Origin of the sequence: Gillisia hiemivivida (assembly GCF_007997295.1) — a bacterium.
Classification (GTDB): domain Bacteria; phylum Bacteroidota; class Bacteroidia; order Flavobacteriales; family Flavobacteriaceae; genus Gillisia; species Gillisia hiemivivida.
The window spans coordinates 53,130-80,108 of record NZ_VORY01000003.1; the positions used below are offsets into that span (position 1 = coordinate 53,130).

At 35.4% G+C, this 26,979-nt stretch carries 24 protein-coding genes; 10 read left to right on the plus strand and 14 right to left on the minus strand.

What is annotated here, in order from left to right; all coding sequences use genetic code 11:
• Position 1: 1 nt before the first annotated feature.
• From ES724_RS04325 to tsaB, 5 genes are read left to right on the plus strand one after another with little or no spacing between them, the layout of a single operon-like run.
• Complete coding sequence (locus tag ES724_RS04325) at positions 2 to 1,264, plus strand: ABC transporter permease (RefSeq protein WP_146930060.1); 1,263 nt, start codon at positions 2 to 4, stop codon at positions 1,262 to 1,264.
• Between the two features lie 27 nt (positions 1,265 to 1,291).
• A complete protein-coding gene (locus tag ES724_RS04330; protein ID WP_146930063.1) occupies positions 1,292 to 2,410 on the plus strand; it encodes an efflux RND transporter periplasmic adaptor subunit in 1,119 nt (372 codons plus the stop codon).
• Between the two features lie 59 nt (positions 2,411 to 2,469).
• Complete coding sequence (locus tag ES724_RS04335; protein ID WP_146930066.1) at positions 2,470 to 3,801, plus strand: TolC family protein; 1,332 nt, start codon at positions 2,470 to 2,472, stop codon at positions 3,799 to 3,801.
• A 3-nt stretch (positions 3,802 to 3,804) separates the two neighbouring features.
• Positions 3,805 to 5,082, plus strand: coding sequence for an efflux RND transporter periplasmic adaptor subunit (locus ES724_RS04340; RefSeq protein WP_146930069.1), 1,278 nt, complete (start codon positions 3,805 to 3,807; stop codon positions 5,080 to 5,082).
• A gap of 11 nt (positions 5,083 to 5,093) precedes the next feature.
• Entirely contained in the window at positions 5,094 to 5,750 is a 657-nt protein-coding gene (gene tsaB, locus ES724_RS04345) for a tRNA (adenosine(37)-N6)-threonylcarbamoyltransferase complex dimerization subunit type 1 TsaB (RefSeq protein ID WP_146930071.1), read from the plus strand.
• Positions 5,751 to 5,753: 3 nt separating this feature from the next.
• Here the strand turns inward: tsaB and ES724_RS04350 are convergent, their stop codons facing one another.
• The 4 genes from ES724_RS04350 to ES724_RS04365 form a co-directional block, all read right to left on the minus strand.
• Positions 5,754 to 6,704: a mechanosensitive ion channel family protein gene (locus ES724_RS04350; RefSeq protein ID WP_146930074.1), complete on the minus strand. Its 951-nt coding sequence runs from the start codon at positions 6,702 to 6,704 to the stop codon at positions 5,754 to 5,756.
• A 75-nt stretch (positions 6,705 to 6,779) separates the two neighbouring features.
• Positions 6,780 to 8,813, minus strand: a complete 2,034-nt coding sequence (locus ES724_RS04355) for a thioredoxin domain-containing protein (RefSeq protein ID WP_146930077.1) — start codon at positions 8,811 to 8,813, stop codon at positions 6,780 to 6,782.
• Between the two features lie 122 nt (positions 8,814 to 8,935).
• Positions 8,936 to 9,136: a dodecin family protein gene (locus ES724_RS04360; RefSeq protein ID WP_026837473.1), complete on the minus strand. Its 201-nt coding sequence runs from the start codon at positions 9,134 to 9,136 to the stop codon at positions 8,936 to 8,938.
• A gap of 112 nt (positions 9,137 to 9,248) precedes the next feature.
• Positions 9,249 to 10,178 (minus strand): NifU family protein, encoded by a 930-nt coding sequence (locus tag ES724_RS04365; RefSeq protein ID WP_146930080.1) that lies wholly within the window; start codon positions 10,176 to 10,178, stop codon positions 9,249 to 9,251.
• A gap of 148 nt (positions 10,179 to 10,326) precedes the next feature.
• Between ES724_RS04365 and ES724_RS04370 the strand changes: the two genes are divergently transcribed.
• The gene (locus ES724_RS04370) at positions 10,327 to 11,325 is read left to right on the plus strand and encodes a PorP/SprF family type IX secretion system membrane protein (RefSeq protein ID WP_146930083.1); all 999 of its coding nucleotides are present in this window, start codon (positions 10,327 to 10,329) and stop codon (positions 11,323 to 11,325) included.
• Here ES724_RS04370 and murI read toward each other — a convergent pair.
• The 8 genes from murI to ES724_RS04410 all read right to left on the minus strand — a co-directional run bounded on the left by murI (position 11,322) and on the right by ES724_RS04410 (position 19,322).
• The gene (gene murI, locus ES724_RS04375; protein WP_146930086.1) at positions 11,322 to 12,113 is read right to left on the minus strand and encodes a glutamate racemase; all 792 of its coding nucleotides are present in this window, start codon (positions 12,111 to 12,113) and stop codon (positions 11,322 to 11,324) included. The genes ES724_RS04370 and murI overlap by 4 nt on opposite strands.
• Positions 12,114 to 12,177: 64 nt before the next feature.
• Complete coding sequence (locus tag ES724_RS04380) at positions 12,178 to 12,687, minus strand: OmpH family outer membrane protein (RefSeq protein WP_026837477.1); 510 nt, start codon at positions 12,685 to 12,687, stop codon at positions 12,178 to 12,180.
• A 44-nt stretch (positions 12,688 to 12,731) separates the two neighbouring features.
• On the minus strand, positions 12,732 to 13,556 hold the full coding sequence (locus tag ES724_RS04385; RefSeq protein WP_146930089.1) for an OmpH family outer membrane protein: 825 nt from the start codon (positions 13,554 to 13,556) through the stop codon (positions 12,732 to 12,734).
• A gap of 31 nt (positions 13,557 to 13,587) precedes the next feature.
• A complete protein-coding gene (gene bamA, locus ES724_RS04390) occupies positions 13,588 to 16,224 on the minus strand; it encodes an outer membrane protein assembly factor BamA (protein WP_246136817.1) in 2,637 nt (878 codons plus the stop codon).
• 7 nt (positions 16,225 to 16,231) lie between these two features.
• Positions 16,232 to 16,969 carry an isoprenyl transferase gene (locus ES724_RS04395; RefSeq protein WP_146930095.1) on the minus strand — a complete coding sequence of 246 codons (738 nt, stop codon included), beginning with the start codon at positions 16,967 to 16,969 and terminating at the stop codon, positions 16,232 to 16,234.
• A gap of 1 nt (position 16,970) precedes the next feature.
• A complete protein-coding gene (gene porG, locus ES724_RS04400) occupies positions 16,971 to 17,678 on the minus strand; it encodes a type IX secretion system protein PorG (protein ID WP_146930097.1) in 708 nt (235 codons plus the stop codon).
• A gap of 100 nt (positions 17,679 to 17,778) precedes the next feature.
• On the minus strand, positions 17,779 to 18,663 hold the full coding sequence (locus tag ES724_RS04405) for an NAD kinase (RefSeq protein WP_146930100.1): 885 nt from the start codon (positions 18,661 to 18,663) through the stop codon (positions 17,779 to 17,781).
• 2 nt (positions 18,664 to 18,665) lie between these two features.
• Positions 18,666 to 19,322 carry a CBS domain-containing protein gene (locus tag ES724_RS04410; RefSeq protein WP_146930103.1) on the minus strand — a complete coding sequence of 219 codons (657 nt, stop codon included), beginning with the start codon at positions 19,320 to 19,322 and terminating at the stop codon, positions 18,666 to 18,668.
• A gap of 91 nt (positions 19,323 to 19,413) precedes the next feature.
• Between ES724_RS04410 and ES724_RS04415 the strand changes: the two genes are divergently transcribed.
• The 4 genes from ES724_RS04415 to ES724_RS04430 all read left to right on the plus strand — a co-directional run bounded on the left by ES724_RS04415 (position 19,414) and on the right by ES724_RS04430 (position 23,843).
• Complete coding sequence (locus ES724_RS04415; RefSeq protein WP_146930106.1) at positions 19,414 to 20,130, plus strand: pyridoxine 5'-phosphate synthase; 717 nt, start codon at positions 19,414 to 19,416, stop codon at positions 20,128 to 20,130.
• Positions 20,127 to 20,891: an alpha/beta fold hydrolase gene (locus tag ES724_RS04420; RefSeq protein ID WP_146930109.1), complete on the plus strand. Its 765-nt coding sequence runs from the start codon at positions 20,127 to 20,129 to the stop codon at positions 20,889 to 20,891. Before ES724_RS04415 ends, ES724_RS04420 begins: the two co-directional genes overlap by 4 nt.
• 114 nt (positions 20,892 to 21,005) lie before the next feature.
• The gene (locus ES724_RS04425) at positions 21,006 to 22,256 is read left to right on the plus strand and encodes an OmpP1/FadL family transporter (protein ID WP_146930113.1); all 1,251 of its coding nucleotides are present in this window, start codon (positions 21,006 to 21,008) and stop codon (positions 22,254 to 22,256) included.
• 21 nt (positions 22,257 to 22,277) lie between these two features.
• Positions 22,278 to 23,843 carry an SGNH/GDSL hydrolase family protein gene (locus ES724_RS04430; RefSeq protein ID WP_146930116.1) on the plus strand — a complete coding sequence of 522 codons (1,566 nt, stop codon included), beginning with the start codon at positions 22,278 to 22,280 and terminating at the stop codon, positions 23,841 to 23,843.
• 510 nt (positions 23,844 to 24,353) lie between these two features.
• On the opposite strand, the gene ES724_RS04435 is transcribed toward ES724_RS04430, so the two are convergent.
• The gene (locus tag ES724_RS04435; protein WP_146930119.1) at positions 24,354 to 25,301 is read right to left on the minus strand and encodes an alpha/beta fold hydrolase; all 948 of its coding nucleotides are present in this window, start codon (positions 25,299 to 25,301) and stop codon (positions 24,354 to 24,356) included.
• Positions 25,298 to 26,944 (minus strand): GMC oxidoreductase, encoded by a 1,647-nt coding sequence (locus tag ES724_RS04440; RefSeq protein WP_146930122.1) that lies wholly within the window; start codon positions 26,942 to 26,944, stop codon positions 25,298 to 25,300. The genes ES724_RS04435 and ES724_RS04440 overlap by 4 nt, the downstream gene beginning before the upstream one ends.
• Between the last annotated feature and the right edge of the window lie 35 nt (positions 26,945 to 26,979).

The following is a 26,979-nucleotide window of genomic DNA, read 5'->3' on the forward strand; positions in this document are numbered from 1 at the left end:
TATGTTTAGTAAAGATAAGTGGAGCGAAATAATAGAATCATTAACTTCTAACTGGTTTAGAACAATTCTAACTTCATTTGGGGTATTATGGGGCATCTTCATATTAGTTATTCTGCTTGCTGCAGGAAAAGGATTGGAGAATGGCGTTAAGCAAGGCTTTGGGGGTATCGCAACCAATTCCATGTTTATGTGGGCGCAAACGCCTGCCAAACCTTATAAGGGCTTACCAAAAGGAAGGCGATATAATTTTAAAATTAGTGATGTAGCTGCAATAAAGCAAAACGTACCTAATCTAAAATATGTTTCTCCCAGAAATCAATTAGGTGGTTTTGGTGGAGCAAACAATGTAGTGCGTGGACTTAAAAGTGGAGCCTTTAATGTCTATGGCGATTATCCGGAAGTTATTAAGCAAGAACCTATGGATATTACATCTGGAAGGTTTGTGAACTATTCCGATATCGAACAAAATAGAAAAGTAGCAATTCTTGGGGCTGGAGTGATTAATGACATGTATGATCCCGGGGAAGAAGTTATTGGATCCTATATAAAGATAAACGGCGTGAATTTTATGGTGATTGGTACCTACAAAAAGAAGGGAAACAATGGAAACCCAGAAGAGAACCAAAAACAGATCTATGTCCCATTCACCGCTTTTTCTCAAGCATTTAATATGGGCGATACCGTAGGCTGGATGTCTATAACTGCTGAAGACGGCTCCTCAATTACCGATCTAAAAACCCAAATCTTCGATGTTATAAAATCCAGGCATACTATTCACCCAGAAGATGACAGGGCTATTGGGAATTTTGATCTTTTTCAGGAATTCAGCAAGATCAATGGCTTGTTCATAGCCTTAAAAGCTGTGGCATATTTTGTAGGGATCCTGGTCTTATTATCTGGAATTATAGGGATTTCGAATATCATGCTTATCGTTGTAAAAGAACGCACAAATGAAATTGGGGTACGTAGGGCTTTAGGTGCAACGCCTTGGGATATTAGAGGTCAAATTCTAATGGAATCTATCTTTCTAACCATTATTTCCGGGATGTCTGGAATAGCTTTGGCAACTGGGGTAATTGCGCTGGTGAATATGCAGTTGGATGGCGTAGATACTTCAGAAATGATGTTTGCAAATCCAAGTGTAGATCTTGGTGTAGTAATTATTGCACTGAGTATTTTAATAATATCTGGACTTTTGGCAGGATTAATTCCAGCCCAAAATGCTATTAAGATCCAGCCCGTAGATGCCTTAAGAACAGAATAACAACAAATTGATTAATACCATTTTAAAATGAAAAAAGTAGTTACAGTAATAATTCTAATAGTTATCGCGATCTCATTCGTTGGTGCTTTGTATTATTTATTTCAAAAAAATCAGGAAGATCCGATAGTTTATGAAACCGAGACTCCAAGCAAGCAAGATATTGTAAAGAAAACTGTAGCCACGGGAAGCATCGTTCCAAGGGAAGAGGTGCTAATAAAACCAAATATCTCTGGAATCATAGACGAGATCTATATTGAAGCCGGAGATGCTATAAAATCTGGTGATCTTATCGCAAAAATCAGGGTGATTCCTAATGTGTCTTCTTTGCAAAGTGGAAAGGATGCAGTTGCAACTGCTAAGATCAATTTAGATACTGAAAAAAAACTATACGATCGTCAAAAATCACTTTTCGATAAAGGGGTGATCTCTGCAAATGATTGGGATAACGCACAAGTTGCTTATCAAAGGTCGCTTCAGAATTATAAATCTGCCCAACAGAATTATGAAATTATCAAAACAGGAACCACTAGTGGGCTTGGAAGTTCAGCAAACACCCTTATACGATCTACGATAGATGGAATGGTGTTAGATGTTCCAGTAAAAGAAGGAAATCAGGTTATTGAGAGCAATAACTTTAATGATGGAACCACTTTGGCTACGTTGGCAGATGTGAATAATATGATCTTTGAAGGAAAAGTAGATGAGAGTGAAGTTGGTAAGATCAAGGAAAACCTTCCGTTGGAAATCACTGTGGGAGCTATAGAGAACAAAAAATTTGATGCAATTTTAGATTATATCGCACCAAAAGGAATCAGTGAGAACGGAGCAATTCAATTTAATATAAAGGGAACTTTAAATAAGGCTGATACTACATTTATTAGAGCTGGTCTTAGTGCAAATGCCTCTATTATTCTTGCAAAAGTAGTTGATGCCTTGGCTATCAAAGAGGCCTTAGTGCAATTTGATCCAAAGACCCAAAATCCATATGTAGAAGTAATGACCGGCGATCAGGAATTTACAAAGAAAGATATCGAACTGGGAGTGAGTGATGGAATCTATGTTCAGGTTTTAAGCGGAATTTCAGAAGGCGATAAGATCAAGGTTTGGAATCAGATCAAACCGATTCAGGCCATGAACAATAACTAGTTTCAATTTTTGTGTAACAACTTCCTAATTACTTAGACCAATCCTTCACAATCTTAATTATGAAAAAATCAATTTTACTGGCATGCCTATTTTTAATTTCCGCAGGGGTAACTGCGCAAACTAAAAAGTGGACCTTGCAAGAATGCGTAGTATATGCTTTAGAAAACAATATATCTATTAAGCAGTCGGCTTTAGATGTTGAGTCTGCCGAAATCGAACGTTTAGATGCTATTGGAAATTTTATTCCTACTTTGAATGGACGTGGTTCCTTATCCAGCAATGGAGGTTTGAGTATAAATCCTACAAACAATCAATTTGAAAATACCCGTTTTACATCATTTTCTGCGGGTTTAACTTCTGGATTAACTTTATTTGATGGTTTGCGGAATTTAAGACAACTAGAACGCGCAAAGATCTCTAGACTTGCAAGCCAGTATTCTTTAGAGCAAATGAAGGATGATATTGCATTATTTGTTGCTAACTCCTATTTACAGGTTTTATTCAATAAACAAAATTTAGAGATTCTAAAATCTCAAAATACAATCACACAAAATCAGCTAAACAGGACTCAAGATCTGGTAGAGGCAGGTGTTTTGCCAAAAGGAGATCTTTTAGAGATTCAAGCGACCGCTGCTAACGAACTTCAACGAATCATCGTAGCTAAGAACAATATTCAAATTTCATTAATTAGCCTTGCCCAATTACTGCTTATCAAGGATTATGAGAATTTTGATATAGTTGAAAAAGATTATGAAGTTTTAGGAAATGAAATATTAGCAAATTCGCCTTATCAGCTTATAGAAAAAGCGAAAGAAGAGCGTTACGAAATCAGGATTGCTGAAGAGCAAAAACTGTTAGCTGAAAAAGATGTACAAATAGCAAGAGGAGCATATTATCCAACTTTGTCTGCCTTTTATAACTACAATACACGTTACGCAGATAATGATAACTTTGACAGGGATTTTACGCGACAATTATATGAGAACGATGGAACTTCTTATGGACTTCAAATAAATATCCCAATTTTAAATGGTTTTGCAACTAGAAATCAGGTAAAGCGAAACTTGATCAATGTAGAAAGAGCAGAGTATCGCTTGGAACAGGTAGAGCTGGATCTGGAAGCAGATGTGTATCAGGCCTATGTAGATGCACAGGGAGCTTTAGAAGCATACGAAGCTGCACTAGTGGCATTGTCTGCACAAGAGCAGGCTTATCTTTATGCAACAGAACGTTTTGATGTTGGATTGACCAATGCTTTCGATTTTAGTCAGTCTAAGGTGAGATTAGAAAATTCACAAACAGAATTGTTAAGAACTAAGTACGATTATATATTTAAATTAAAGGTGATCGAGTTATATTTTGGAATCCCGGTAACCGATCTTAAATTTTAAATCATGAAGAAAAAAACACTTATTATTATTGGTGTAATAGCAGTTTTATTAATAGTTGTCCTTGTAGTAGGTAAAAAAGCCGGTTGGTTTGGTGCTTCAGGAAACTTTAAAGAAGTGGAGATCACCAAGATCGAACCTTTGGAAATAATTGAAACTGTTTCAGCTACTGGAAAAATTCAGCCTGAGATCGAAGTAAAGCTTTCTTCTGAAGTATCTGGAGAAATTATTGATCTTCCAATTGTTGAAGGACAAATGGTAGAAAAAGGAGATCTATTAGCTCGAGTTAACCCAGATATTTATCAGTCTAACTTGCAACGATCTAGAGCGGGACTTCAGAATGTAAAAGCGAATTATGCGCAATCTGAAGCTAGTTTAAAAGAAGCTAAATCCAATTACGATAGAAATAAGACCTTATTTGATAAAGGAGTAATTTCCAAAGCAGAGTGGGATCAAATTGTAGCAGCTTACGAACGTTCTCAGGCTATGAAAACCGCAAGTTATTATAGCATGCAAAGTGCTGCAGCTACAGTTACTGAAGCTACAGATAACTTAGCGAGAACAACTATATATGCACCAATGCGTGGAACTATCTCTAAGTTGGATGTAGAATTAGGGGAACGAGTTGTTGGAACTCAACAAATGGCAGGTACCGAAATTATGCGTGTTGCCAATCTTTCCAAAATGGAAGTAGAGGTAGATGTAAATGAGAACGATATTGTAAAGGTTTCTGTTGGAGATAGCACTAAGGTTGAAGTAGATGCTTACTTAAAAAGAGAATTTAAGGGAGTGGTAACAGAAATTTCTAATTCTGCAATCCAAGGTTTAACTGCAGATCAGGTTACAAACTTTAAAGTAAAGGTTAGAATATTAGAATCTTCTTACCAGGATCTTTTAGAAGGGAAAAAGGAAAATTATTCACCTTTTAGACCGGGAATGACTGCTACAGTAGATATTATTACCAGAAGAAAAAGCAATGTTATTGGAGTGCCAATTAGTGCCATTGTTATTAAAAATGATACTACTACCACGAAATCTTCAGGAAAGAAAGATGAAGCTATAGTGAATAAGGATCAAAAATTTGAAACTGTCTTTGTAAAGGACGGGGAGAAGGCTAAATTGCGAGTTGTTAAGACTGGGATCCAAGACGATAGAAATATCGAAATTGTTTCAGGTTTAAAACCAGGAGAAATAGTAATAACCGGGCCTTACAACACAGTTACAAAATCTTTAAAATCTGGAGATGATGTAATTTTGCTAAAAGAGGAAAAACCTACAGAATAAATAAAACAAAAGTGTCTACCATACTTTGTATAGAAACCGCTTCCACCAATTGCTCTGTTGCTATTGGTGTGAACGGAAAGTTGCTCGCATTAAAAGAAGATTATGATTCCAGCTACTCCCACGCGGAAAGGCTACATAATTTTATAAAAGAAATCTTAGCTGAAAATGATCTGGAGCTCTCAGATCTGGATGCTATTGCAGTAAGCAAAGGTCCAGGATCTTATACCGGTTTACGGATTGGTGTTTCTGCTGCTAAGGGATTGTGTTTTTCATTAGACCTTCCACTAATTTCTGTAGCAACCCTTACCTCTTTGGCTAATCAAGTTGAAAATAAGGGGACTATTATTCCTATGATGGATGCTCGCCGTATGGAAGTTTATACTGCCGTATTTGATAAGGATAAAAATCAGATTGAAGATACATCAGCTAAAATACTAGATGCAGAATCTTATAAGGAATATCTAGATGAACAAGTAGTTTATTTTATTGGTAGTGGTGTAGAGAAGTTCAAAAAGATCTGTGAACATCCAAATGCGCGATATATTGAAGATAAATTGCCCTCGTCCTCTCAGATGGTTTCATTAGCAACTATAAAGCACAAAAAAAGCGACTTTGAAGATGTCGCTTATTTTGAACCTTACTATTTGAAAGATTTTATGATGGGTTAACTTCTAGTTATTTTCATTGTTCTCTTCCTTATTATTTTCTTCTTTATTTTCTTCTTTATTTTCCTCCTCCTTATTCTCTACTTTATCACCTTCCTTGTTATCTTTTTTATTCTCTTCCTCAGTGTTTTCAGAATGATTATAGAAATGAACATCTCTTTGGGGGAACGGAATTCCAACTCCTGCAGCTTCTAGTCTTATTTTTGCCTCTTCAATGGTGTACCAATGACAATCCCAGAAATCTTCATTATAAGCCCAGAAACGTAATGATAGATTTACAGCGCTATCTGCGAGTTCGGCAACAACCACTTGTGGCGCTGGGTCTTCAAAGATCTTCTCATGTCCAGCCATAAGATTTACCAGAATATCTTTAGCCTGCTTTATATCACTATCGTAAGAGATACCAATAGTAATGGAGTCTTTTCTCTTTCCTTCAACAGAGTAATTTATAATATTATCGTTAGTAAGTTGACCGTTGGGAATTATAGCCAATTGGTTTCCAAAAGTGGTTAATTTTGTATAGAATAAAGAAGTTTCCTTTACTGTTCCTGAAACACCTTGAGCCTCAATAAAATCTCCAACTTTAAAAGGTTTGAGTACAATTATAAGTACTCCACCAGCAAAGTTAGAAAGCGATCCTTGCAAGGCTAAACCTATCGCCAAACCAGCGGCACCAATAATTGCGACTAAAGAAGTGGTTTCTACTCCTAATTTGGTGATTACAAGTACAAATAAAATTATTTTTAATGTCCAGTTAGTAATACTAACCGCAAAGTTTTCTAGGGTAGGGTCGTAATCTTTCTTATCAAAATACTTGCGTATATATTTCACCAATATGTTAATGAGCCATAATCCAAAGACTAATAAGAATATGGCATAAAGTAGACTCGGTAGAAAGTCGATAAATTTATCGGTATATTCTGTAGCGTAAGCTTCCCAATTGTCTAAGTATTCCATGTAATTTATTTTTTTTGCAAAAAAAAGGTTTTTATTGCGGGATTGATAATTTTTGCTGTTTAAGTATTGTTAAATCTATTTTATTAACTCTAATACTGAAGTTATTGTTTTTACAGGAAGCTGGCAGGTTCCGTTGGTACAAACGTAAATAAGATCTTCTCCTTCTTTAAATCGATTTTGGAACAGCGGAGAACTATTGCTCTCCACAGTTGAACCTGCAATTAGAATATTTGGAAGATACGCTTTGTGGAGTTTCGCTAATAAGTCTTTTGCATTAGGTCCCATAATTACAACGTCATAAAAATTATGACTGAAATTAAGTTTTAAAGAAAGCCAATTGGAATAACCTTGTGGATAATCTTTAAGCTGAGGTGTCACCGCAGTTAGCATTTTTTCTGAAATAGTCAGAAAATCTTTCTGCCCGAAATATTTAGAAAGTTTGAATAGGTTTTGAGCCATTACAGAATTTGAAGCCGGGATCACATTATCTGAAAGTTCATAGTTTCGGGTAATAAGTGGTTGGTCTTGTTTAGATGTAAAATAAAATAAGCCTGATTTTGGATCATGGAAATTTTGAATACAACAATCTATAAGGTCTTTTGAGAAAGTAAGCCAATTAAAATCGAAGGTAACTTCATATAGTTTTATACAAGCTTCAATTAAAAACGCATAATCTTCCAAATAACCATTAATAGAGCTTTCTCCATTCTTAAATGAGCGCTGAAGATTTCCTTCTGTCTTATATAGGTGCTTCTTGATAAAGTAAGCGTTTTTAAGCGCGATAGCTAAATAATCTTCATTATGGGTAATCTTATAAGCATCCACATAACCGGAGAGCATTAAAGCGTTCCAGGAGGTTAATTGCTTATCGTCTAATCTTGGTTTTTCTCGAGTATTTCTTTTTGAAGAAAGAGAGGTAGACCAATTGTCTTTCATCTTTCTAAATTCAGCCGAATTTAATTTATGTTCTTCTAAGAAAGTAGTATCTTCTTGGGTTCTTATTAAAACATACTCATTGTTTTCCCATTTTCCGTAAGAATTAATATTATAGTATTCTTTAAAAATGGGAAACTCTTCATTTAAAAGTTCTTTCAATTCATCTATTTCCCAGGTATAAAAGGCTCCCTCTTTAAGTTGCCCTTTTTTATTAATGCTGTCTGCATCTAACGAAGAGTAAAAAGAGCCTTCTTTGGTTGTAAGATTGTTCTTGATGAATTCCAAGCTTTGCTCCACCACTTCTCTATACCAATCTATATTGGTTAATGCATAAGCTTTACTGTACAAACTCACCATTTGAGCATTATCGTACAACATTTTCTCAAAATGCGGAATATGCCATTTTTCGTCTACAGAATATCTTGAAAAACCTCCTTCTATATGGTCGTAAATTCCACCAAAGGAAATTTTAGTGAGACTCAGTTTTACAAATTCTTCAACATTTTCCTTCTTATATAGTTGAGCATATTTAAGTAAAAACTCAAAGTTAGCTGGGATTACAAACTTGGGAACCTGTTTAGTTCCTCCATATTTCCAATCGAAGTTTTTTTCTAATTTCTCTATAATAATATCAAGAGATATGTCGTTTTCTGAAGCAGAGGATTCTGGTATTAGTTGCATGCTTTTAAGCCCTTCACTTAATTTATCGGCATATTCATGCAGTTTTTCGGGATTCTCTTTATAAAGTTTAGCAATTTGTAATAGCGAGCTTTTCCAAGTATCTTTCTTAAAATAAGTACCACCCCAAACTGGCCGCCCATCTGGTAAAGCCACAATATTCATTGGCCAACCACCGCTTCCTGTCATTATTTGTACAGCACTCATGTATACCATATCTAGGTCTGGGCGTTCTTCTCTGTCTACTTTTATATTATAATAATGGGAGTTCATGATCTCTGCTACGTCTTCATCTTCAAAACTCTCATGCTCCATTACATGGCACCAGTGGCAAGCTGCATAACCCACACTAATAATAATAAGTTTATTGTCTGCTACGGCCTTCTCCAGGATATTAGACCCCCAGGGATACCAGTTTACAGGGTTGTGGGCGTGTTGTAAAAGATAAGGACTGCTTTCTTGTATAAGGGAGTTGGTGTGCTTTTCTGATTTCATAAAGAATAATATAATGAAATAAAAGAATTGTTTGAAATAAATAAAGCTAATAGCAAGTATTTCAGTCTTAAAGACAATTAAAATAACTTGTTATTAGCTCTACTATTTTTCTGAAGCAAACTTTAGCTCACTTCAAAAGAGATTTTCACGTTGACACGATATTCGGTTAAATTTTCACCTTGTACGCGTGCGCTCTGATCTTTTATATAAACAGATTTAATGTTTTTAACAGTTTTTGCTGCGTGTACAACTGCATTTTTTGCGGCATCTTCCCAACCACTACTAGAGGTTGCCATTATTTCAATCACTTTAATTACAGGCATAATATTTCTTTTTAAATTGGTTACTAATAATTAGTACCTAAGTTACAAAATATTGAAAGCCAAGTTTATAAAGCTTTGTTAAATGAAAGACCCTTGCTTTTGGATACAAATATTATCCGTTTACAGCTTCAACATATTCTACCTTGCCTTTAAGCATATCTCGCATCATGGTTTCAATTCCATTCTTTAGGGTGGCAGTAGATGATGGGCAGCCACTGCATGCACCTTGTAAGATTACTTTTACGGTTTTGGTTTCTTCATTATAAGAATCGAACATTATATTTCCGCCATCACTTGCAACGGCTGGTTTAATATATTCTTCTAAAATGTCTATTACTTGTTTAGAAACAGGATCTAGATTTTCATTTGAAACAGAAGGCTTTGCTTGCTCTGTACCATTCTCTGCTTCAGTTGCAGTTTTAAGAGTTTCTTTTAGAACGATATCCTTTCCATCCTGAATGTACTTAGTTATAAATTCACGTAACTCCATTGCGATCTCATCCCAGTTCGCGATATCGTACTTATTGATGGAAATATAATTTTCATCTATAAATACTTCTTTTACGAAAGGGAAATTAAATAACTCACGTGCAATGGGTGCATTGGCGGTAGCATCTATATTTTTAAACTCGGTAGGAGCGATCACTAATTTTTTGTTCGCTACAAACCTCATTACTGATGGATTAGGAGTTGTTTCAGCATAAACAGTTACAGGCACTTTTTTAGATGGCGTAGTGGTGTCCTCTTCAGCCTTTAATATGATTCCATCATTATTTAAATACTCCAATAATTGCTCTGAAACCGCTTCTTGAACATCTGCCCATTCTACGATATTGTATTTTTCTATTGCTATAAAATTCTGAGCTATAAAAACAGTTTTTACAAATGGTAAATGAAAAAGTTGCTGTGCCAGTGGCGATTTTTGAGCTTCTTCAATATTTCCAAATTCAAAACTTTCATGTCTTGTTAAAAACTGATTTGTTTCAAATTTAACGATCGCAGAATTAGACGTTGGCTCTATATTAATAGTATATGTGTTCATCTTCAATATTTTGTTGCAAAATTACTAAAACAAAGTGCGGTAATCTATATATTTACAATTGTTATTCTGGTTGAGCGCATAGTCTTAACCTATATGCTAGTATTTTGAAATCATAAAGCTATTAGTGCTTTAAAAATGATTTGTTTTAATGAAATTATATCTTTGCTTTAGTTTTTTCTTGTCTTTATTTATAGCTACTACCTCTGATGCACAAGAGGTAATTCCAACCTATTCAGATTATCTAACAGACAACTTATACTTGCTTCATCCAGCTATGGCGGGTGCTGCAAACTTTAATAAAATTAGACTTACTGCCAGACAGCAGTGGTTTGACGTGAAAGATGCGCCAAGTTTACAAACATTGAGTGTGAATGGGAGAGTAGGGGATAAAATAGGAATAGGAGGTATTGTTTTTAACGATAAGAACGGAAACTATTCTAAACAAGGTGCTTATGCTACCTTAGCTTACCATTTATTGCTATCTAGGAGTGAACTCGATCTTAATCAGTTTTCTTTTGGGATAAGCCTAGGCGTTATACAACATAGCCTGGATCAATCTGGATTCACAGACTTTGATCCCATAATTGGTGGTGGAAATCCTTCAGATATTTATGCAAATATGGATGTAGGGATGTCTTATTATTATTTAGATTTTTTCGCACATGCAACAGCCAAAAATATACTTCCGGTAAGTAGAGAATTGTTTTACTCAGATGCAGTGCCTAACAACCAGCGTAAATATTTGTTTTCTACAGGTTATATTTTTACTAGAGCTAATAGTGACTGGAGTTTTGAGCCTTCTATCTTATTTCAACTTAGAGAGCAAACTTCAGAAAAAGCTATTGATGCTAATTTAAAGGCTTATAGAACGTTGGAGTTTGGCGATATATGGGGAGGTGTTTCCTATAGAAGAAGTTTTGAAGGGGCCGAGTATACTACAGATGGCTCAAAAATTGAAAATCAACAACTGCAATATGTTACTCCATTTGTTGGATTGGACTATAAGAGATTCCTTTTTGCTTATACTTATTCACATCAAATAAATTCCCTTGTTTTAAGCAACAGTGGATTTCATCAAATTACCTTAGGATATAATTTTGGAGAAGATCGCGGGAGATACGATTGTAAATGCCCAGCTATCAATTAGAAATTCAGGTAAGAAACATCCAGATTATTTTTTTTAGCATGCACCAGATTTGCCAGAATCTCGGGTTTTGCATTGGTGAAAAGTAAATGTTTTGGAGAGATGTTTATGTTATTCATTAAGTTGTTTTCCAAAAGCAGTTTTTTGGTTTGTCTGGCGACAGCCTCTCCAGAATCTATTATAGTTACGTCGTTAGGCAAAAGCTCTTTTAAAACAGGAACTAAATAAGGGTAATGGCTGCATCCTAAAACCAGGTAATCTATTTTTGCAGCTAACATTGGTTTCAGAAGATTGGATAATAACCCTTTAATTTCCTCAGAATCCTGTTTACCTTGCTCAATAAGACTTACCAATCCATTTCCTACCACCTCAATGATAGTTATGTTTTTTGAATACAGTTCAGAGGTTTTAGAAAATAGCTTGCTGGAAAGCGTTCCTTTTGTAGCTAGGATTCCAATAGATTTTGTTTGAGATCCTAAAGCTGCAGGCTTAATTGCCGGTTCTATCCCAATAATTGGAAGTGGATAAGTGTCTCTTAAAATTTGGATGGCATTGGTGGTAGCCGTGTTGCACGCTACAACAATAATTTTGGAACCCATAGATATGAGCTTTTCAGTATTCTTTTTACTTAAAGCTATAATTTCTTCTATAGGTTTTTCACCATATGGAGCGTTTATACTATCTGAGAGATAGATACTATTTTCGTTTGGCAATAGCTGGATCACTTCTTTCCAAATTGAAGTGCCGCCTACGCCAGAATCAAAAAATCCAATGGGGTTAGAATTACTCATTAGTACAAAAATAAAAACTGCGCTTCAAGGAAGCGCAGTTTTTAGAAATAATATTAAGAAAATATTACATTCCTAATTCTTTCTTCACGTCTGGCATTAAATTAAAACCATCTGCCATGATTACTCCGGCTCCGTTAGAAGAGTCTAAAACGTAATCGTATCCTTTTGCTCTTGCAACTTTTTGGATTGCAACTCTAGCTTTTTCATACACAGGCTTTAAAAGATCAAGTTCTTTTTTCTGAAGATCTTGTTGTGCTTTTTGTCCGTGTTCTTGAATTCTTCTTTGAGTTCCTTGTAATTCTTGAGCTCTTTTTTGATTCTCCTCTTCTGTCTTAGTTGCAGCTTCAGATTCGTAACGTTGCATTGTTTTTTGAGCTTCAGTCATCATATCTCTGATCTCAGCATCGTAGGTTTTTTGTAATTTTTCTAATTGTCCCATAGCTTCTTTATAAGAAGGCATAGTTTCAACTAATTCTTGAGATGCTACGTGAGCAACTTTGGATTGTGCATTTGTAAAAGCTGTTGCTCCAATCATTAAAGCTACTGCTATAAAAAGGGTTCTAAATTGTTTCATTTTAAATGTATTAATTATTAATTGTTAAGGGTTTGCGTTATTTATTAATCGTTATCTTTATTTTCTTTTTCCTCGATCTTTTGCTTTCTAACTGTATCTATCGAATCTTTTTTACGTTGTCTATCTGCTAATATCTTTGCTCTGCGCTCGTCAAATTCTCTTTGCTTTACTGCTCTAATAGAATCTCTTTCTTGCTTTCTTGCTTCTAAAAGTGCTTCTCTTTCATCTTGCACAGCTTTAACGGCTTGTTGTTTTTCTGCAATCTCTTCATCTTCTTCAACCGTACGATTCTCTTCAACTTCCATTTCCGCAATCTCATCTCTAGAACTCAACTGTTCTCTTTTAGATGCTCTTGTAATAATTCTTAAAACCTGATCGCTAATATTATGTTTTTCTGCTGAAAAAACCATACCAACATTAGACGTCCTGTCAAAAATATAATCGTAATTTCTTTGAGTTCCAATTTCCTGAATCGCATTAAAAACTTGATCCTGGATTGGCTTTATTAATTGTTTCTTCTGAAGTAAAAAATCTCCATTGGAACCAAAACGTTTTTGTTGATATTCTGCAATTTTAGATTCTTCAAAAGCTATTGTAGCTTCTCTTTCTTCAACAAGTTCCTTTGTTAATAATGGTCTTTCTTGTTCCAGAGCAATTTGCATTGCTTCCACTTTTTTCAGATCTCTATCCAACTCCATTTTCCACTGCTGAACTCGTTCTTCTAGTTGAGCCGAAGCTTCTTTATATTCAGGAACATTTGCCAAGATAAATTCCATATCTATATAAGCGATCCTGTTAGGTTTCTGAGCCTGAATTAATGGCTGAAATCCTGCTAAAAAAACTAGTAGAATAAAAACTTGACGTTTCATAGTATTGCTATTAGAAATAATCGTGCCAAACCTAGAATTGCTGTCCGATTATAAAGTGAGTTTCCCAACCATTTGGTGATGTCCCTCCAGGGATAGGATCAAAACCATAACCAAAGTCTATTCCTAACAATCCAAATTGAGGCATAAAAACCCTCAATCCAGCACCGGCAGATCTGTTTAATTGAAACGGATTAAAATCTCTAAAATTGTCATAAGACGCTCCTCCTTCTATAAACATTAATCCGTAAATAGATGCAGCAGGTTTAAGTGTTATTGGATATCTTAATTCCAATGAATATTTGTTATAAATAACCGCCCCGTCTTCATTAGTGGCCTGACTAAAACTTGTTCTATCTAAAGGCACTAAAGATTGATTTGGATATCCTCTTAAAGCAATGCTTTCTCTTCCGTCTAAACTAAAAGCACCTAGGCCATCCCCACCTAAATAGAAACGCTCAAAAGGAGGAATTCCACGCTCATTGTTGTAGGCTCCCAAGAAACCATATTCCATTCCAGTCTTTAAAACTAATGGTCCTTTTGGTCCAATGTTAAATAAAGTGGTGTACCATGCAGCATCGAATTTTATTTTGTAAAATTCTAACCATTTGAATTTTTCCTGATCTATTTTACCTTGATCTCCCACAGCTTCATCTCCTGGTCTTAATCTTAATCCGTCTGAATTTAAAAGATTTCCGTTTTCATCTTCCAATTGAAAGGCTCTCTGGTTTTCAAGATCATTATAATCTATTCCATTCCAAAGGGAATAGGGAGGTGTAAATTTTGCTATAAAATTAAATTCTGAACCTACTGTTGGGAATATTGGGTTTAGCCCTTTACTATTTCTGCTTAATCCAATTGTGTAAGTAAGATTGTTAGAAAAACCATCTCCAAAGGTGAATAATCCAGTGTTGTAATTATTTAAATCATATCTCTGGAAACCTAAAGATTGAGATAAGGTAAAGTAATCATCTGGCCATTGTAATCTCTTCGCTAGACCAACATTTACTCCTAGAATATCAAAACTTCTAGATCTGTCTGCTCTTCTAGTTCGGGGATCAAAAAGGAATTGTCTGGTATAAGAAAAGGAAGTAGATAAACTTTGAGGTTTTTTACCGCCTAACCATGGTTCTACAAAAGATAGACTATAAGTTTGATAGTAAATACTTGCTTGTGCTCTTAAAGATAATTTTTGACCATCTCCCATTGGAATTGGTCTATAAGCTTCTTTGTCAAAAATTCCTGCAAGAGAGAAGTTATTAAAAGATAAACCTAAAGTTCCTATGAAACCACCACCACCATATCCACCTTGCAGTTCTATTTGGCTTGCTCCAGCTTCTACAACAGCATATTCCATATCCAGAGTCCCACTGTTAGGGTCTACGTTTTGGAAATTTGGTTGCACATTTTCTGCATCAAAAAATCCAAGTTGACCTATCTCTCTAATAGTTCTTACTACATTTTCTTGACTGTATTTTTGACCTGGTTTAGTCCGTAGCTCACGGTAAATTACATGATCTTTAGTTTTTGTATTACCTACTACACTAATCTTGTTAAAATAAGCTTCCTTGCCTTCTACAATTCTAATTTCAAAATCTATTGTGTCATTGTAAACCTTTGTTTCAACCGTATTTATTTGAGCAAATAGGTATCCATTGTTCTTGTATAGGTTGGCTATATCCTGAGAATCTGGCTTGGACTCATCTGAGATACGTTTTTCCAATAGCACCCCATTGTAGACATCACCTTTGCTTATTCCTAGAGCTCTGGTAAGTAAATCGTCAGAATAAACCACATTTCCAATGAAATCTATGTTTCCAATATAATGCTTGTTTCCTTCTTCTACCTGAATTTGTAACGCAACCGTTTTAGGATCTTCAATAATTAAAGAATCAGATACTATTCTTGCATCTCTAAATCCTTTCTCCTTATACTTGTTTACTATTCCAACTTTATCTGCTTCGAAATCATCGGAATTGAATTTAGATCTTTTCCAAACCCTAAAGAAGTTCTTCTCTTTAGTGTTACTCATGGCGCCTTTAAGTTTAGAATCAGTCAATTCTTCGTTACCAATGAATTCTATATTTCCTACTTTAACTTTCTCTCCACGATCTACATTAACCACCATATTTACCTTATTGGTGCCTGTGGTGTCAACAATTTGAGTTGTGTTAATGACTACTTTAGTATTAAAGTATCCATCTTTTTTATATTTGTTCTCTATATAGTTTTTAGTAGTGGTTGTGAGGTTTTCTGTAACTTTAGATCCCGGTGTTAACGAGTTCTCTTTAATAAGTTCCTCTTGAGTAGATTTCTTTTTGATTCCTTGAATTCTCACTTCCGCCAATTCCGGAACTTCCTGAATTTCAAGTTCAAGATCTGCAACATTTCCTTCTATATTGGTAACGTAAAAATTAATATCACTAAAAAGACCAAGATCCCATAATTTCTTTAGAACCTTACTTATTTTATCTCCTGGAATAAAGATTTCATCACCAGGTTTAAGGCCTGTATAGGCTATCACAGTTTGTTCGTTATAACTAACTGTTCCTGTTACTTCAATCTTTCCTATTGTATATTTACTTCCTCCACCTAGCGGTAAATCTTGTGCCTGAAATGTTAGGGTATACAAAAAACAAAATGCCAAAAGGCTTAAAAACTTTTTTGACATGTTTGTGTTAACTAATCTGCTCACTGGTTTTTCCAAATCTTCGTTCTCTCGTTTGATAATTATAAATGGCCTCATATAAATTTTCTCTACGAAAATCCGGCCATAAAATCGTGCTAAAATATAATTCTGCGTATGCTATTTGCCATAATAAAAAGTTACTTATCCGTTGCTCGCCACTGGTTCGGATAAGTAAATCTACGTCCGGTAAATTTTGGGTGTAAAGATGCTGATTTATAATTGATTCATCAATAGCATCTAAAGATAATTCCTCATTTTTTACTTTTTGGCTAATATCCTTAACTGCATGAATCAATTCTTCCCTAGAACCATAGCTTAGAGCCAAAGTCAGGATCATTCTCTTATTATTTTTGGTCTTCTCTATAACTTCATTAAGTTCTTTTTGTGCCTTTTTAGGTAACGTATGAAGATTTCCTATTGCATTTAGCTTAATGTCATTTTTGAGGAGTGTTTTTATTTCTTTCTTAAGGGAGGTTACTAGTAACCGCATGAGCGTATCTACTTCCAATTTTGGACGATTCCAGTTTTCAGTAGAAAAAGCATACAAGGTGAGGTTTTCAATACCTATTTCGGCAGAACCTTCTACAACGTCACGAACTGCTTTAGTGCCTTCTTCATGTCCAAACGCGCGTAAAAATCCTTTTTGCTTAGCCCATCTACCGTTCCCGTCCATAATAATGGAGATATGTTTGGGTAAGCTCTTTGGGTTAATTTTTTCTTTGAACATCCTATATATTACAGTAACATGGTTTTTTTCCGAATGTAAAGGTAAAGCTTACACCCGAAAATACATACCAGTCTTTAGTATTTGTATTTCCAAATTCTCTAGGAGGATCTCTTCTTCCTAATAATTCTTGGGGATTACTCCCATCAATATTATCTGTAAAGGAGTATCTAACCCCAATTTCCAAGGCTCCGATAATCATAGGGGTTATTGTTTGTTTATATCCAAATATAACTGGAATAGCGAAACTCCAATTGTCTCCCTGAGGCTCTAACATGCCTGAATTTGGATGATCTGCACTCAAATAGTGATGGTTAGTGTTAAAATAAGAGATCCCTGTATAGAGATAGGGGGTGCTTTGTGGTACGGCATCATGAAGATCAAAAGAATAAAAATTAAACTCCAGTCCTAAAGAAGCCTCTGCAATATGGTTTGTGAAACTATAACCTCTTTGCTGTCTTCTTACTTCATTAGATTTTGCATCATCTGCTTGAATTTCGGCATATAATAAGCTAAATCTAAAACTATGGCGATCGCTCCTGTTCCATTTCACTATCCCTCCACCAACAAGAGTACTGGGATTTATAAAAGATGATTTACCTACATCTCCAATATAATTAGCACCTCCAATAAATGGGCCTACTTCGAATGTTTGAGCAACAGAAGAGTTAGAGAAAGCAAACAAAATAAGTAGTAATAACAGGTGCCTCATAGGTTTTTAAAAGTTTGCAAATATAGTAATATTGTTTACCCTGCAATATTTTGGGCGTTTTTGTATATGCTTATAAACAAATAATGGAAGCTTTTATTGTTTAGTTACGTTTGTCTTCGCCCCACAAAAGTTTTTTTCTAAGGGTTTCTAGAAAACTGCCCTTTTCTATTTCTACCATGCTAATTGTAAAGGGAGCAATTTTAATGCTTATCACTGTTGCATTGCTTAGGGTTGCAATTCGGGAATCCATAGAAACTAGAAAAAAATCTTCCCTTCCAGATACTTTAAGTTTTATTTTGGTGTCATCTTTTATTACTAGAGGTCTTGCATTCAAATTATGTGGTGCAATTGGTGTTATTACTAAAGCCTTAGTATCTGGTACAATTACCGGACCGCCACAGCTTAGGGAATAACCGGTAGAGCCAGTAGGAGTAGAAACAATTAGTCCATCTGCCCAATAAGAAGTTAAATATTTATCGTTTAACCAGGTTTCCACAGTGATCATAGAGGTAGTATTTTTTCTACTTACCGCTATCTCATTCAATGCATAATTTGTCTCGCCAATCTCATCGCTTGAGGGATTTGTTTCTATACAAAGAACAGTTCTTTCTGAGATCTCATATTTTTTGTGAAGTATAGATGAAATGCTTCTCTTTATTTCTTCCTTCTGAATGGTAGCAAGAAAACCGAGCCTTCCTGTATTAATACCCAGTATAGGGATATTAAGATCCTGAATATAATTGATGGATTTTAGAATAGTTCCATCTCCGCCAATACTGAAGAATAGATCGTAGCTGGCATCTAACTCCCTAAAGGTGCTAAAATGTTTATAATTCTTTTTTAATATTTTATGTTCATGAATAAGATCCAGAAAGTTTTTCTCAATACTTACCTCAATATTTTCATGATCCAGAATATCAAAAAGTTCTTCTATATAAATGCCAGAATCTTGGTGGTAAAACTGACCATAAATCCCTACTTTCATTGTTATATATTAAGGTATTTGTCCAAATATCTGGAGCGCTCTATTAAATTTTTGCTATAAAGGTCTTCCTGATGTTCAGAAATTATAGTATATCCATACCTTCTGAGGGTCTGTAATATTTCATTTAAACCAGATGCGTTTACTTTAACCGTGATTTGGGTAAGGTCATTTTCTTGCGAAGAAACAAACATTCCTGAAATCCGGGCATTTTGAGATTCTATGATCTGTCCTATTTCACTAAATGAATAATCTAAACTTCCTTTCTCCAAAACAACAATTCCACCAGGTTCGTTTAGAAATGGAGTTTCGTTGAACTGATGCAATATGTCACTCAGTTCTAAATAGCCTAAGTATTGATTTTCTGAACCTAAAACCGGGAGTATATTAGCCTGATTCTGAGCGAAGGTTTCTAAAGTATCCAACCAATTATCTGATACTCGGGCGAAAAATCCTTGCAGAGCGTATTGATAATCAGCCAGAGTCTTTTCAGCATCAAAACATCGCACATCATTTTCAGATATACTTCCCAAATAAACACCATCTTTTCCTACAGGCATGTGAGAATAGGTGAGTTCATTGAATTTTTTCTTTAGATCCCCAATCTTTTCAGTGATTTGGCAGATCTCCATGTCATTTACTATATAACTTTCAATACTCATAATTCCTCCTCATTTTAATGCAAATTAATTAAAATTATATTCAATAAGGCATCTGCATCTTTGTATTTTTGTTAATTCAAAGCCAAATATAATGACCCATTTAAGTGTAAATATCAATAAAATTGCCACACTAAGAAATGCCAGAGGTGGTAATGTTCCAGATTTAGTTCAATTCACAAAGGATATAGAGTCTTTTGGAGCCCAAGGAATCACCGTTCATCCCAGGCCAGACGAGCGACATATTAGATATCAAGATGTTTTGGATCTTAAACCTGTAGTGAAAACAGAATTCAATATAGAAGGAAACCCAATAGCAAAATTTATTGATCTGGTTTTAAGAGCAAAGCCTGCGCAGGTAACTTTAGTGCCAGATGCGGTAGATGCTATTACTTCCAATTCAGGTTGGGATACGGTTAAACATAAAGATTTTTTGAAAGAAGTTATTTCAGAATTTAAAAGAAATGATATTAGAACCTCCATTTTTGTAGATCCAAACTTAAGTATGGTAGAACATGCTGCAAATACTGGCGCAGATAGAATAGAATTGTATACCGAAGCCTATGCAGAAGAATTTAGCAAAGGGAATAAAGATGCGGTAAAAATATATACAGATTGTGCCAAAAAGGCTATTGAAATGGATCTTGGTTTAAACGCAGGCCATGATCTTTCCTTGCAAAACATTCAATATTTTAAACAACATGTTCCTGGTTTGCTAGAAGTTTCTATTGGGCATGCCTTAATAACCGAATCTTTATATTTTGGTTTGGAAACTACTATTAAAAGATATTTAAATTTATTAAAAGGATGATTAAACTAAATGCAACCGTTATAGGCGAAGGTACACCTTTTTTGTTCCTTCATGGATTTTTAGGAATGGGTGATAATTGGAAAACACTTGGAAGTAAGTTTGCAGAGAATGGGTTTCAGGTTCATTTAATAGATCAGCGAAATCATGGAAGAAGCCCTCATACTACAGAAATGAATTATGAGCTAATGTCTCGAGACATTAAAGGATATTGCGAAGAGAACAATTTAAAGAATATTATCTTATTGGGGCATTCCATGGGCGGAAAAGTAGCGATGCAAGTTGCAGGAGATTTTCCGGAGCTGCTACAAAAACTTATAATTGTTGATATTTCTCCAAAATATTACGCTCCACATCATCATGAAATATTGCAGGGCTTAGAAGCTTTAGACAATGAAGTAATCACTTCTAGGGGAGATGCTGAAGATTTCTTAGCCAAATTTGTTCCAGATAAAGGAACTCGACTTTTTCTTCTGAAGAATTTATACTGGAAAACTAAAGAGAAATTATCTCTTCGATTAAACCTGGATGTGTTGAGTAAATCTGGAGAAGATATAGGTATGGCGCTCTCAGATAGTATTATATTTTCTAAACCAAGCTTATTTATTCGTGGAGGAAAGTCTGGTTATATTTCTGAAGAGGATAAACCCTTAATAAAAAAGCATTTCCCAAATGCAACAATCCAAACAATAGAAGGAGCAGGACATTGGGTGCATGCTGAGAAGATCACTGAATTTTTTAAGAATGTAACAGATTTCATTTAAACTTTAATGGAATTATTATGTATGCATAATAAATTGCATCAATTGCTTGCGTAATTTATAATTTATACTAATCTTGGAGCATCCAAAAAATAAAAAATTAACTCAAATTTAATTATGAAAAAACTATTATTTCTTGCGGTTTTCATGTTGGCTACCGCTGTAACCTATGCCGGAGGGTATCGGGTAAGCTTGCAAGGGCAGCGAGCTTTGGCAATGGGACACACCGGAGTTGCGGTAGTGAACAATGCAGAACTCGGATTTTTCAATCCTGCAGGTCTAGTATATTTAGAAAATCGCTTAAACGTTTCTGCTGGTGGTTTTGGAGTGTTTGCAGATATAGCTTATCAAAATGAACAAACTGGGGATGCTGCTAGAGTAAATAGTTCTGTAGGAACTCCTTTCTATTTATACGCTTCCTATAAAGTTACCGATTGGTTGACTGCTGGTTTAAGTGTATATACACCTTATGGAAGTGGTGTGGAATGGGAAGACGATTGGGCAGGTTCTCATCTTGTTAATAATATAGATCTTGCTGCCATATATATTCAGCCAATAGTATCATTAAAGCTTAATGAATATTTTAGTGTTGGGGGTGGACCTATTTATGTTACAGGAAGTGTAAATTTCAATAGAAATTTGAACAGAACACTAAGTGATATTGATGGAAATAGATCTGAAGTTACAGTAGATGCTTCTGGTGTTACCAACTGGGGATGGTCTGCAAGTGCAATGTTCTCTCCAACGGATAATATGAGAATAGGTTTCAATTATCGATCTGAAATTATTTTGGAAGCTGAAGGCGGAGATGCTGATTTCGAAAATATTCCGAATTCTCCTGCAGCTCCTTTCGCAGATACAGAATTTAATGCTGCATTACCTTTACCAGCAGAACTTGCTGTAGGTTTTTCTTACGAATTCTGTGATAAATGGTTGTTCGCTTTTGATTATAACCAAACATTTTGGAGTGTATATGAATCTTTAGACATTGATTTTGCCAATCCATCTATTCCGGATTCGCAAAATGCTAGAATGTATGAAGACGCTTCAACTTATAGATTTGGACTTCAATACGAAGCTAACGATATGTTTACTTTAAGAGCTGGATACTACTTTGATGAATCTCCTGTTCAAGAAGGATACTTTGCTCCAGAAACTCCGCGTAACGATTCTAACAACTTTACTGGTGGTTTTTCTATAAATGTAAATGAGCGTTTAGCAATAGATGCTTCTTTCTTGTATATCCGATTTAAGGAAGTGGACGCTTCTTATGATTTCTACTTTGAAAACGGTCAGGCAGTTCCATTTTCTGGAACTTACAAGTCTAGTGCGTTTGTACCAGGACTAGGAATAACTTATAAATTATAATAGATTAAACCAGATATTAAAATGAAAAATTATATAAAATATTTACCATTTCTGGCATTAGGAGTTATTTCTTGCGAGCCGGAATTTGATACCCCAGTAGATGAAGCTGGATTTTATTCTAATGGAGAGACAGATTTCTCAAATTATGTTGCTTTAGGAAATTCGCTTACTGCAGGTTATGCAGATGGAGCACTATATATTACAGGACAGGAAGATTCCTATCCTAATATCATGGCGCAACAGTTTGCAAAAGTGCAAGAAACCCAATTATTTACGCAGCCTTTAGTAAATGACAATGCTGGTGGATTGTTATTGGCCGGGACACAAATAACTTCAAATAGAAGAGTGCTTGCTTTTGGACCTGATGGAAGCCCAGCTCCAAGAGTGTATACAGGAATGCAACCAACTACAGACATTACTAATGTATTATCTGGGCCGTTTAATAACATGGGAGTTCCGGGAGCAAAAAGTTTTCATTTAATAACTCCTAATTATGGAGATATTTCTGGAGTGCCTGTTGGATCTGCTAATCCATATTTTGTAAGATTTGCATCTAGCCCTAGCTCAACAGTTTTAGCCGATGCCGCTGCGCAGAATCCAACTTTTTTCTCAGTTTTTATTGGGAGTAACGATATTTTAAGTTTTGCTACTTCAGGTGGAGTTGGTGAAGACCAAACAGGGAATTTAGATCCATCTACCTATGAACCTGGTGATATTACAGATCCACAAGTTTTTGCTTCAGCATATTCTACAATTGTAAGTACAATGGTGGGAACAGGTGCAGATGGTGTTTTAGTAAATATACCAAATGTGACTTCTATTCCATTTTTTACTACTGTTCCAAATAATGCTTTGGCTCTAGATGCAGCAACAGCAGCAAACTTAACCGGATTTTTTCAGGCGGTTGCAGGTATTTTTGCGCAAGGAGCAATTCAACAAGGTTTAGATCCAGCAGTAGCACAGGGATTAGCTGCACAATACGCACTTACATTTAGTGCAGGTCCAAATAGATTTTTAATAGATGTGCCGGTTTCTCAGACAAATCCATTAGGATTTAGACAAATGACTGCAGATGAGTTGTTAGTTCTTACTATAGACCAAGGAGCTTTAGCTCAAGGATATGGTTCAGTTGTTTTAGCTCCTGAAGTTCTTCAAGTTTTGGGTATACTCCAAGCAGGGGGTCAGCCAACCCCTGAACAAGCTCAATTGGTTTTAGATGCTGTTAGCGGAATAGACGATAAAGATGCTTTAGACAAAGACGAATTAACTGCGATTTCTACTGCACAAGCTAGCTATAATGCAACTATAAAAGCATTAGCTCAGGCTAACGGATTGGCCTTTGTAGATGCACAAGCAATTTTTAATCAAGTTGCTACTCAAGGTGTGCCTTTTGATGCTGGTGTTTTAACTACAGCCTTTGTAACAGGGGGAGTTTTCTCTTTAGATGGAGTACACCCAACTCCAAGAGGTTATGCATATTTAGCTAATAATATTTTAGATGCAATTAATACAACTTATAATTCTACTGTTCCAAAAGTAAACATTGGAGCTTATAAGACTGTTACTATAAGTAATGAAGTTCAATAATAGTATTTCTTAATATCATTCAATTCTTATAAGGATGAGGTGGTATTGAATAAATCATAAAAAAAGAAAGCGCCGGATTAATTTCCGGCGTTTTTTTTGTGTTTTTTTGAAATAGTAAACAAGAAAAATAAAAAGTTCAAGTTTCTATCAAGCATTCGCTTAACTACGGTAGCGATAGTTTTATTTTAAAAGTTTGACTTGAAGATGCATTAACAGGTTATGTGATTTCAATAATTATAGAAGTGGTTTTAGCGTTTCTTAGACATCTAGGATACTAACCTGGTGTTGTGAATATTATTAATAGTGGTGTTGATTTTTGAAAGTTGTAAAGAATAGGAACAAGATCTTTTAAGTAAGGTGGTTTGTTTCTTTGTCTCTAAAAAATCTATTCATAAAATTACCCAACTAATAGAAATAATCGATGTTATATACTTTGCAAATGAGGATTTATAACCAGAAGAGCGTTTTCAAATGGTTTATTAAGTTGAGGTTTGCTAAAACAATTTATCGTTAGTTTTTCAAAAAATCAATAACTGGTTCTAGGCTTTTTAGTGGACTTTCCTCCATTGGAGTATGACCGGTTTTTTCCAAGATAACTAATGTGTCATTTTGTAGATCTTCCTGAAATTTATAGGCATTTTCCACCGGAATCAATAAATCTTCTGCTCCCCAAAGTATAAGCGTTGGCTGTTGAATTTCTTTTATGTTTGTAAATACACTGGTGTCCTTAGACACCTTGAACCTATCTACAAAGGCTTGACGATTTCCTTCTCTGAGAGCGAGTTCAAAAAATCTATCGACTAATGAATCTGTTACTTTAGATTTATCAAAATAAACATTTTCAACACTAGATCTCACTAAAAATCGTGGAGTTATAAAGGTGAGTAGTTTTCTAAAAACAGGAACCTGAGCCAATTTAAAAGCTATTGGAACACTCCTTGAACTTAGACGATATCCTGCGGCATCTATTAAGATCAATTTTTCGACCATGTCTGGTTGCTCCAAGCTAAAGTTCCATGCTATCTGTCCGCCTAAGGAATTACCAGCCAATACACATTTCTTAATACCCAAAGCAGCTAGAAAGTCCTTTAAGAAAGCGGTATAATTTTCAATGGTATAATCACCGTTTAGGAATGGGCCAGTTAAGCCGTATCCAGGAAGATCCATTCTTATTACACGGTTTGTTTTCTTTAAACTATCTGCCCAAGCATCGAATGTATGTAAGCTAGACGCTGTGCCATGGATTAGGACAAGTGGGAGTGAGTCGGCTTTGTCTCCCTCGTCACGATAATGAACATCCATCCCATTCATAGAAATGAAGGAAGAAGCCTTATTAGTATACTTTGCTTTCAATTCGTTCAATGGTATATCTCGATGCCCGAAGAAAATAATGATAACCGCTATAAATAGTAAAGCAAAGATTGAAATTATCTTTAATCCTTTGAAGAAATACTTCATCTGCTTATATCATTTGAAGCTTCAGAGCTATTCATCATGGAACTTCCAGTGTTCATTTTCTTAAGCGTGTCACTCTTACCAAGTTCAATTTTAGCAGGTATCTGATCCATTGCACGTTCGGCAATCGCTGTTATTGACAAGGATGGATTTACACCTGGATTTGCAGAAATCATCGCACCATCTATCACAAACATATTCTTGTACCCAAAAACCTTATTGTCCTTGTCAATTACACCTGTGTTGTGATCCTTTCCCATAACTGCACCGCCTAGGATATGTGCTGTAGAAGGTATTCCCGCTAAGGTTTCTAAAGCAAAAGAGGTGCTTACTCCATTAATAGCTTTGCGATAGGCTTTTACCAGATTTATAGATTCTGGGATAAAAGGCGTAGGAGCCTTCCCTGTACTTACTGTTGAAGTCATTTGTCCCAGAGCGTTTCGTTTAAATTTTAAGGTACTGTCCAGGGTTTGCATAAAAAGCAATACGACCGTGTTCTTTGCCCAGCCGTTCACAAAGTATATTTTGAAATAGTCAACAGGATTTTTCAGGAGTTTAACTAGCGTTTTAAAAAGACGGGAAAAAACATTAGAACCAGTTACGTAAGGTAAATGAGCCAATTTCCAAGCATCAGAACCTTCACCATATCTGCAAATTTCAAGATGGCTGTTTTCATCTGTGTCAAGGATGCTACCTATTGCTATACCTTTTGAATAGTTTTTATCTTTGTCGAGTCCAGAAACACTTATCAATGTCTCATTATTACTACGAATGTCTTCTCCAAGCTTATCTGAGAGATTGGGTAGTGATTTCAACTTAAGCTTCAATAGTAATTTTACTGTACCCAGAACACCGCCTGAGAATATAACACCTTTGGCTTTGATCTTTTGGTGCTTGCCAAAAATCCTGGTACTTCTTTTCAAGGAAACTTCATACCCCTGAGACCCGTCAGCTGTGCCGATGGGTTGTACATCAACTACTTCATTTTCGGCAAGAATTTCTGCACCGTTTTTTTGAGCGAGGTAGAGATAGTTCTTATCGAGTGTGTTTTTTGCATTATATCTACAACCTGTCATACAGGCTCCGCAAAAATTACAGCCAGAGCGATCTGGTCCCTCCCCATTAAAATAAGGATCTTTTACTGTTTGATCTGGTTTTCCGAAAAAAACAGCGACACGGGTGGTGTCAAAATTTTTCTTGATGTTTAAATCTTCTGCCACCTTTTTGAGACCCAGATCTCCATCGAATAATTTTGGGTTTTGTGCAGCTCCCAACATTCTTAATGCTTCCTTATAATAGGGTTTCAGTTCATTTTCCCAATCATTTAGCTCCTTCCAACTTCCAGAATTAAAAAAAGCAGTTTTAGGTGTAGGTAAGGTGTTTGCATAAACCAAAGATCCACCACCAACACCAGTTCCGGAAATTATTGCAATGTGTTTAAAAATGGAAAGTTTCATAATTCCAAAAAACCGTAAATATGGCATCCACAGCCATTTTTTGAAGTTCCAGTTACTTTTAGGGAAATCTTTAGCCTTGTACCATTTTCCTTTTTCAACTACTAAAACCTTGTATCCTTTTTCTGACAGCCTTAGGGCACTCACAGAACCTCCAAAACCACTTCCAACAATAATATAATCGTACTCCATTTTTATTTGCTATAACGAGTTTGTGCATGAGGCAG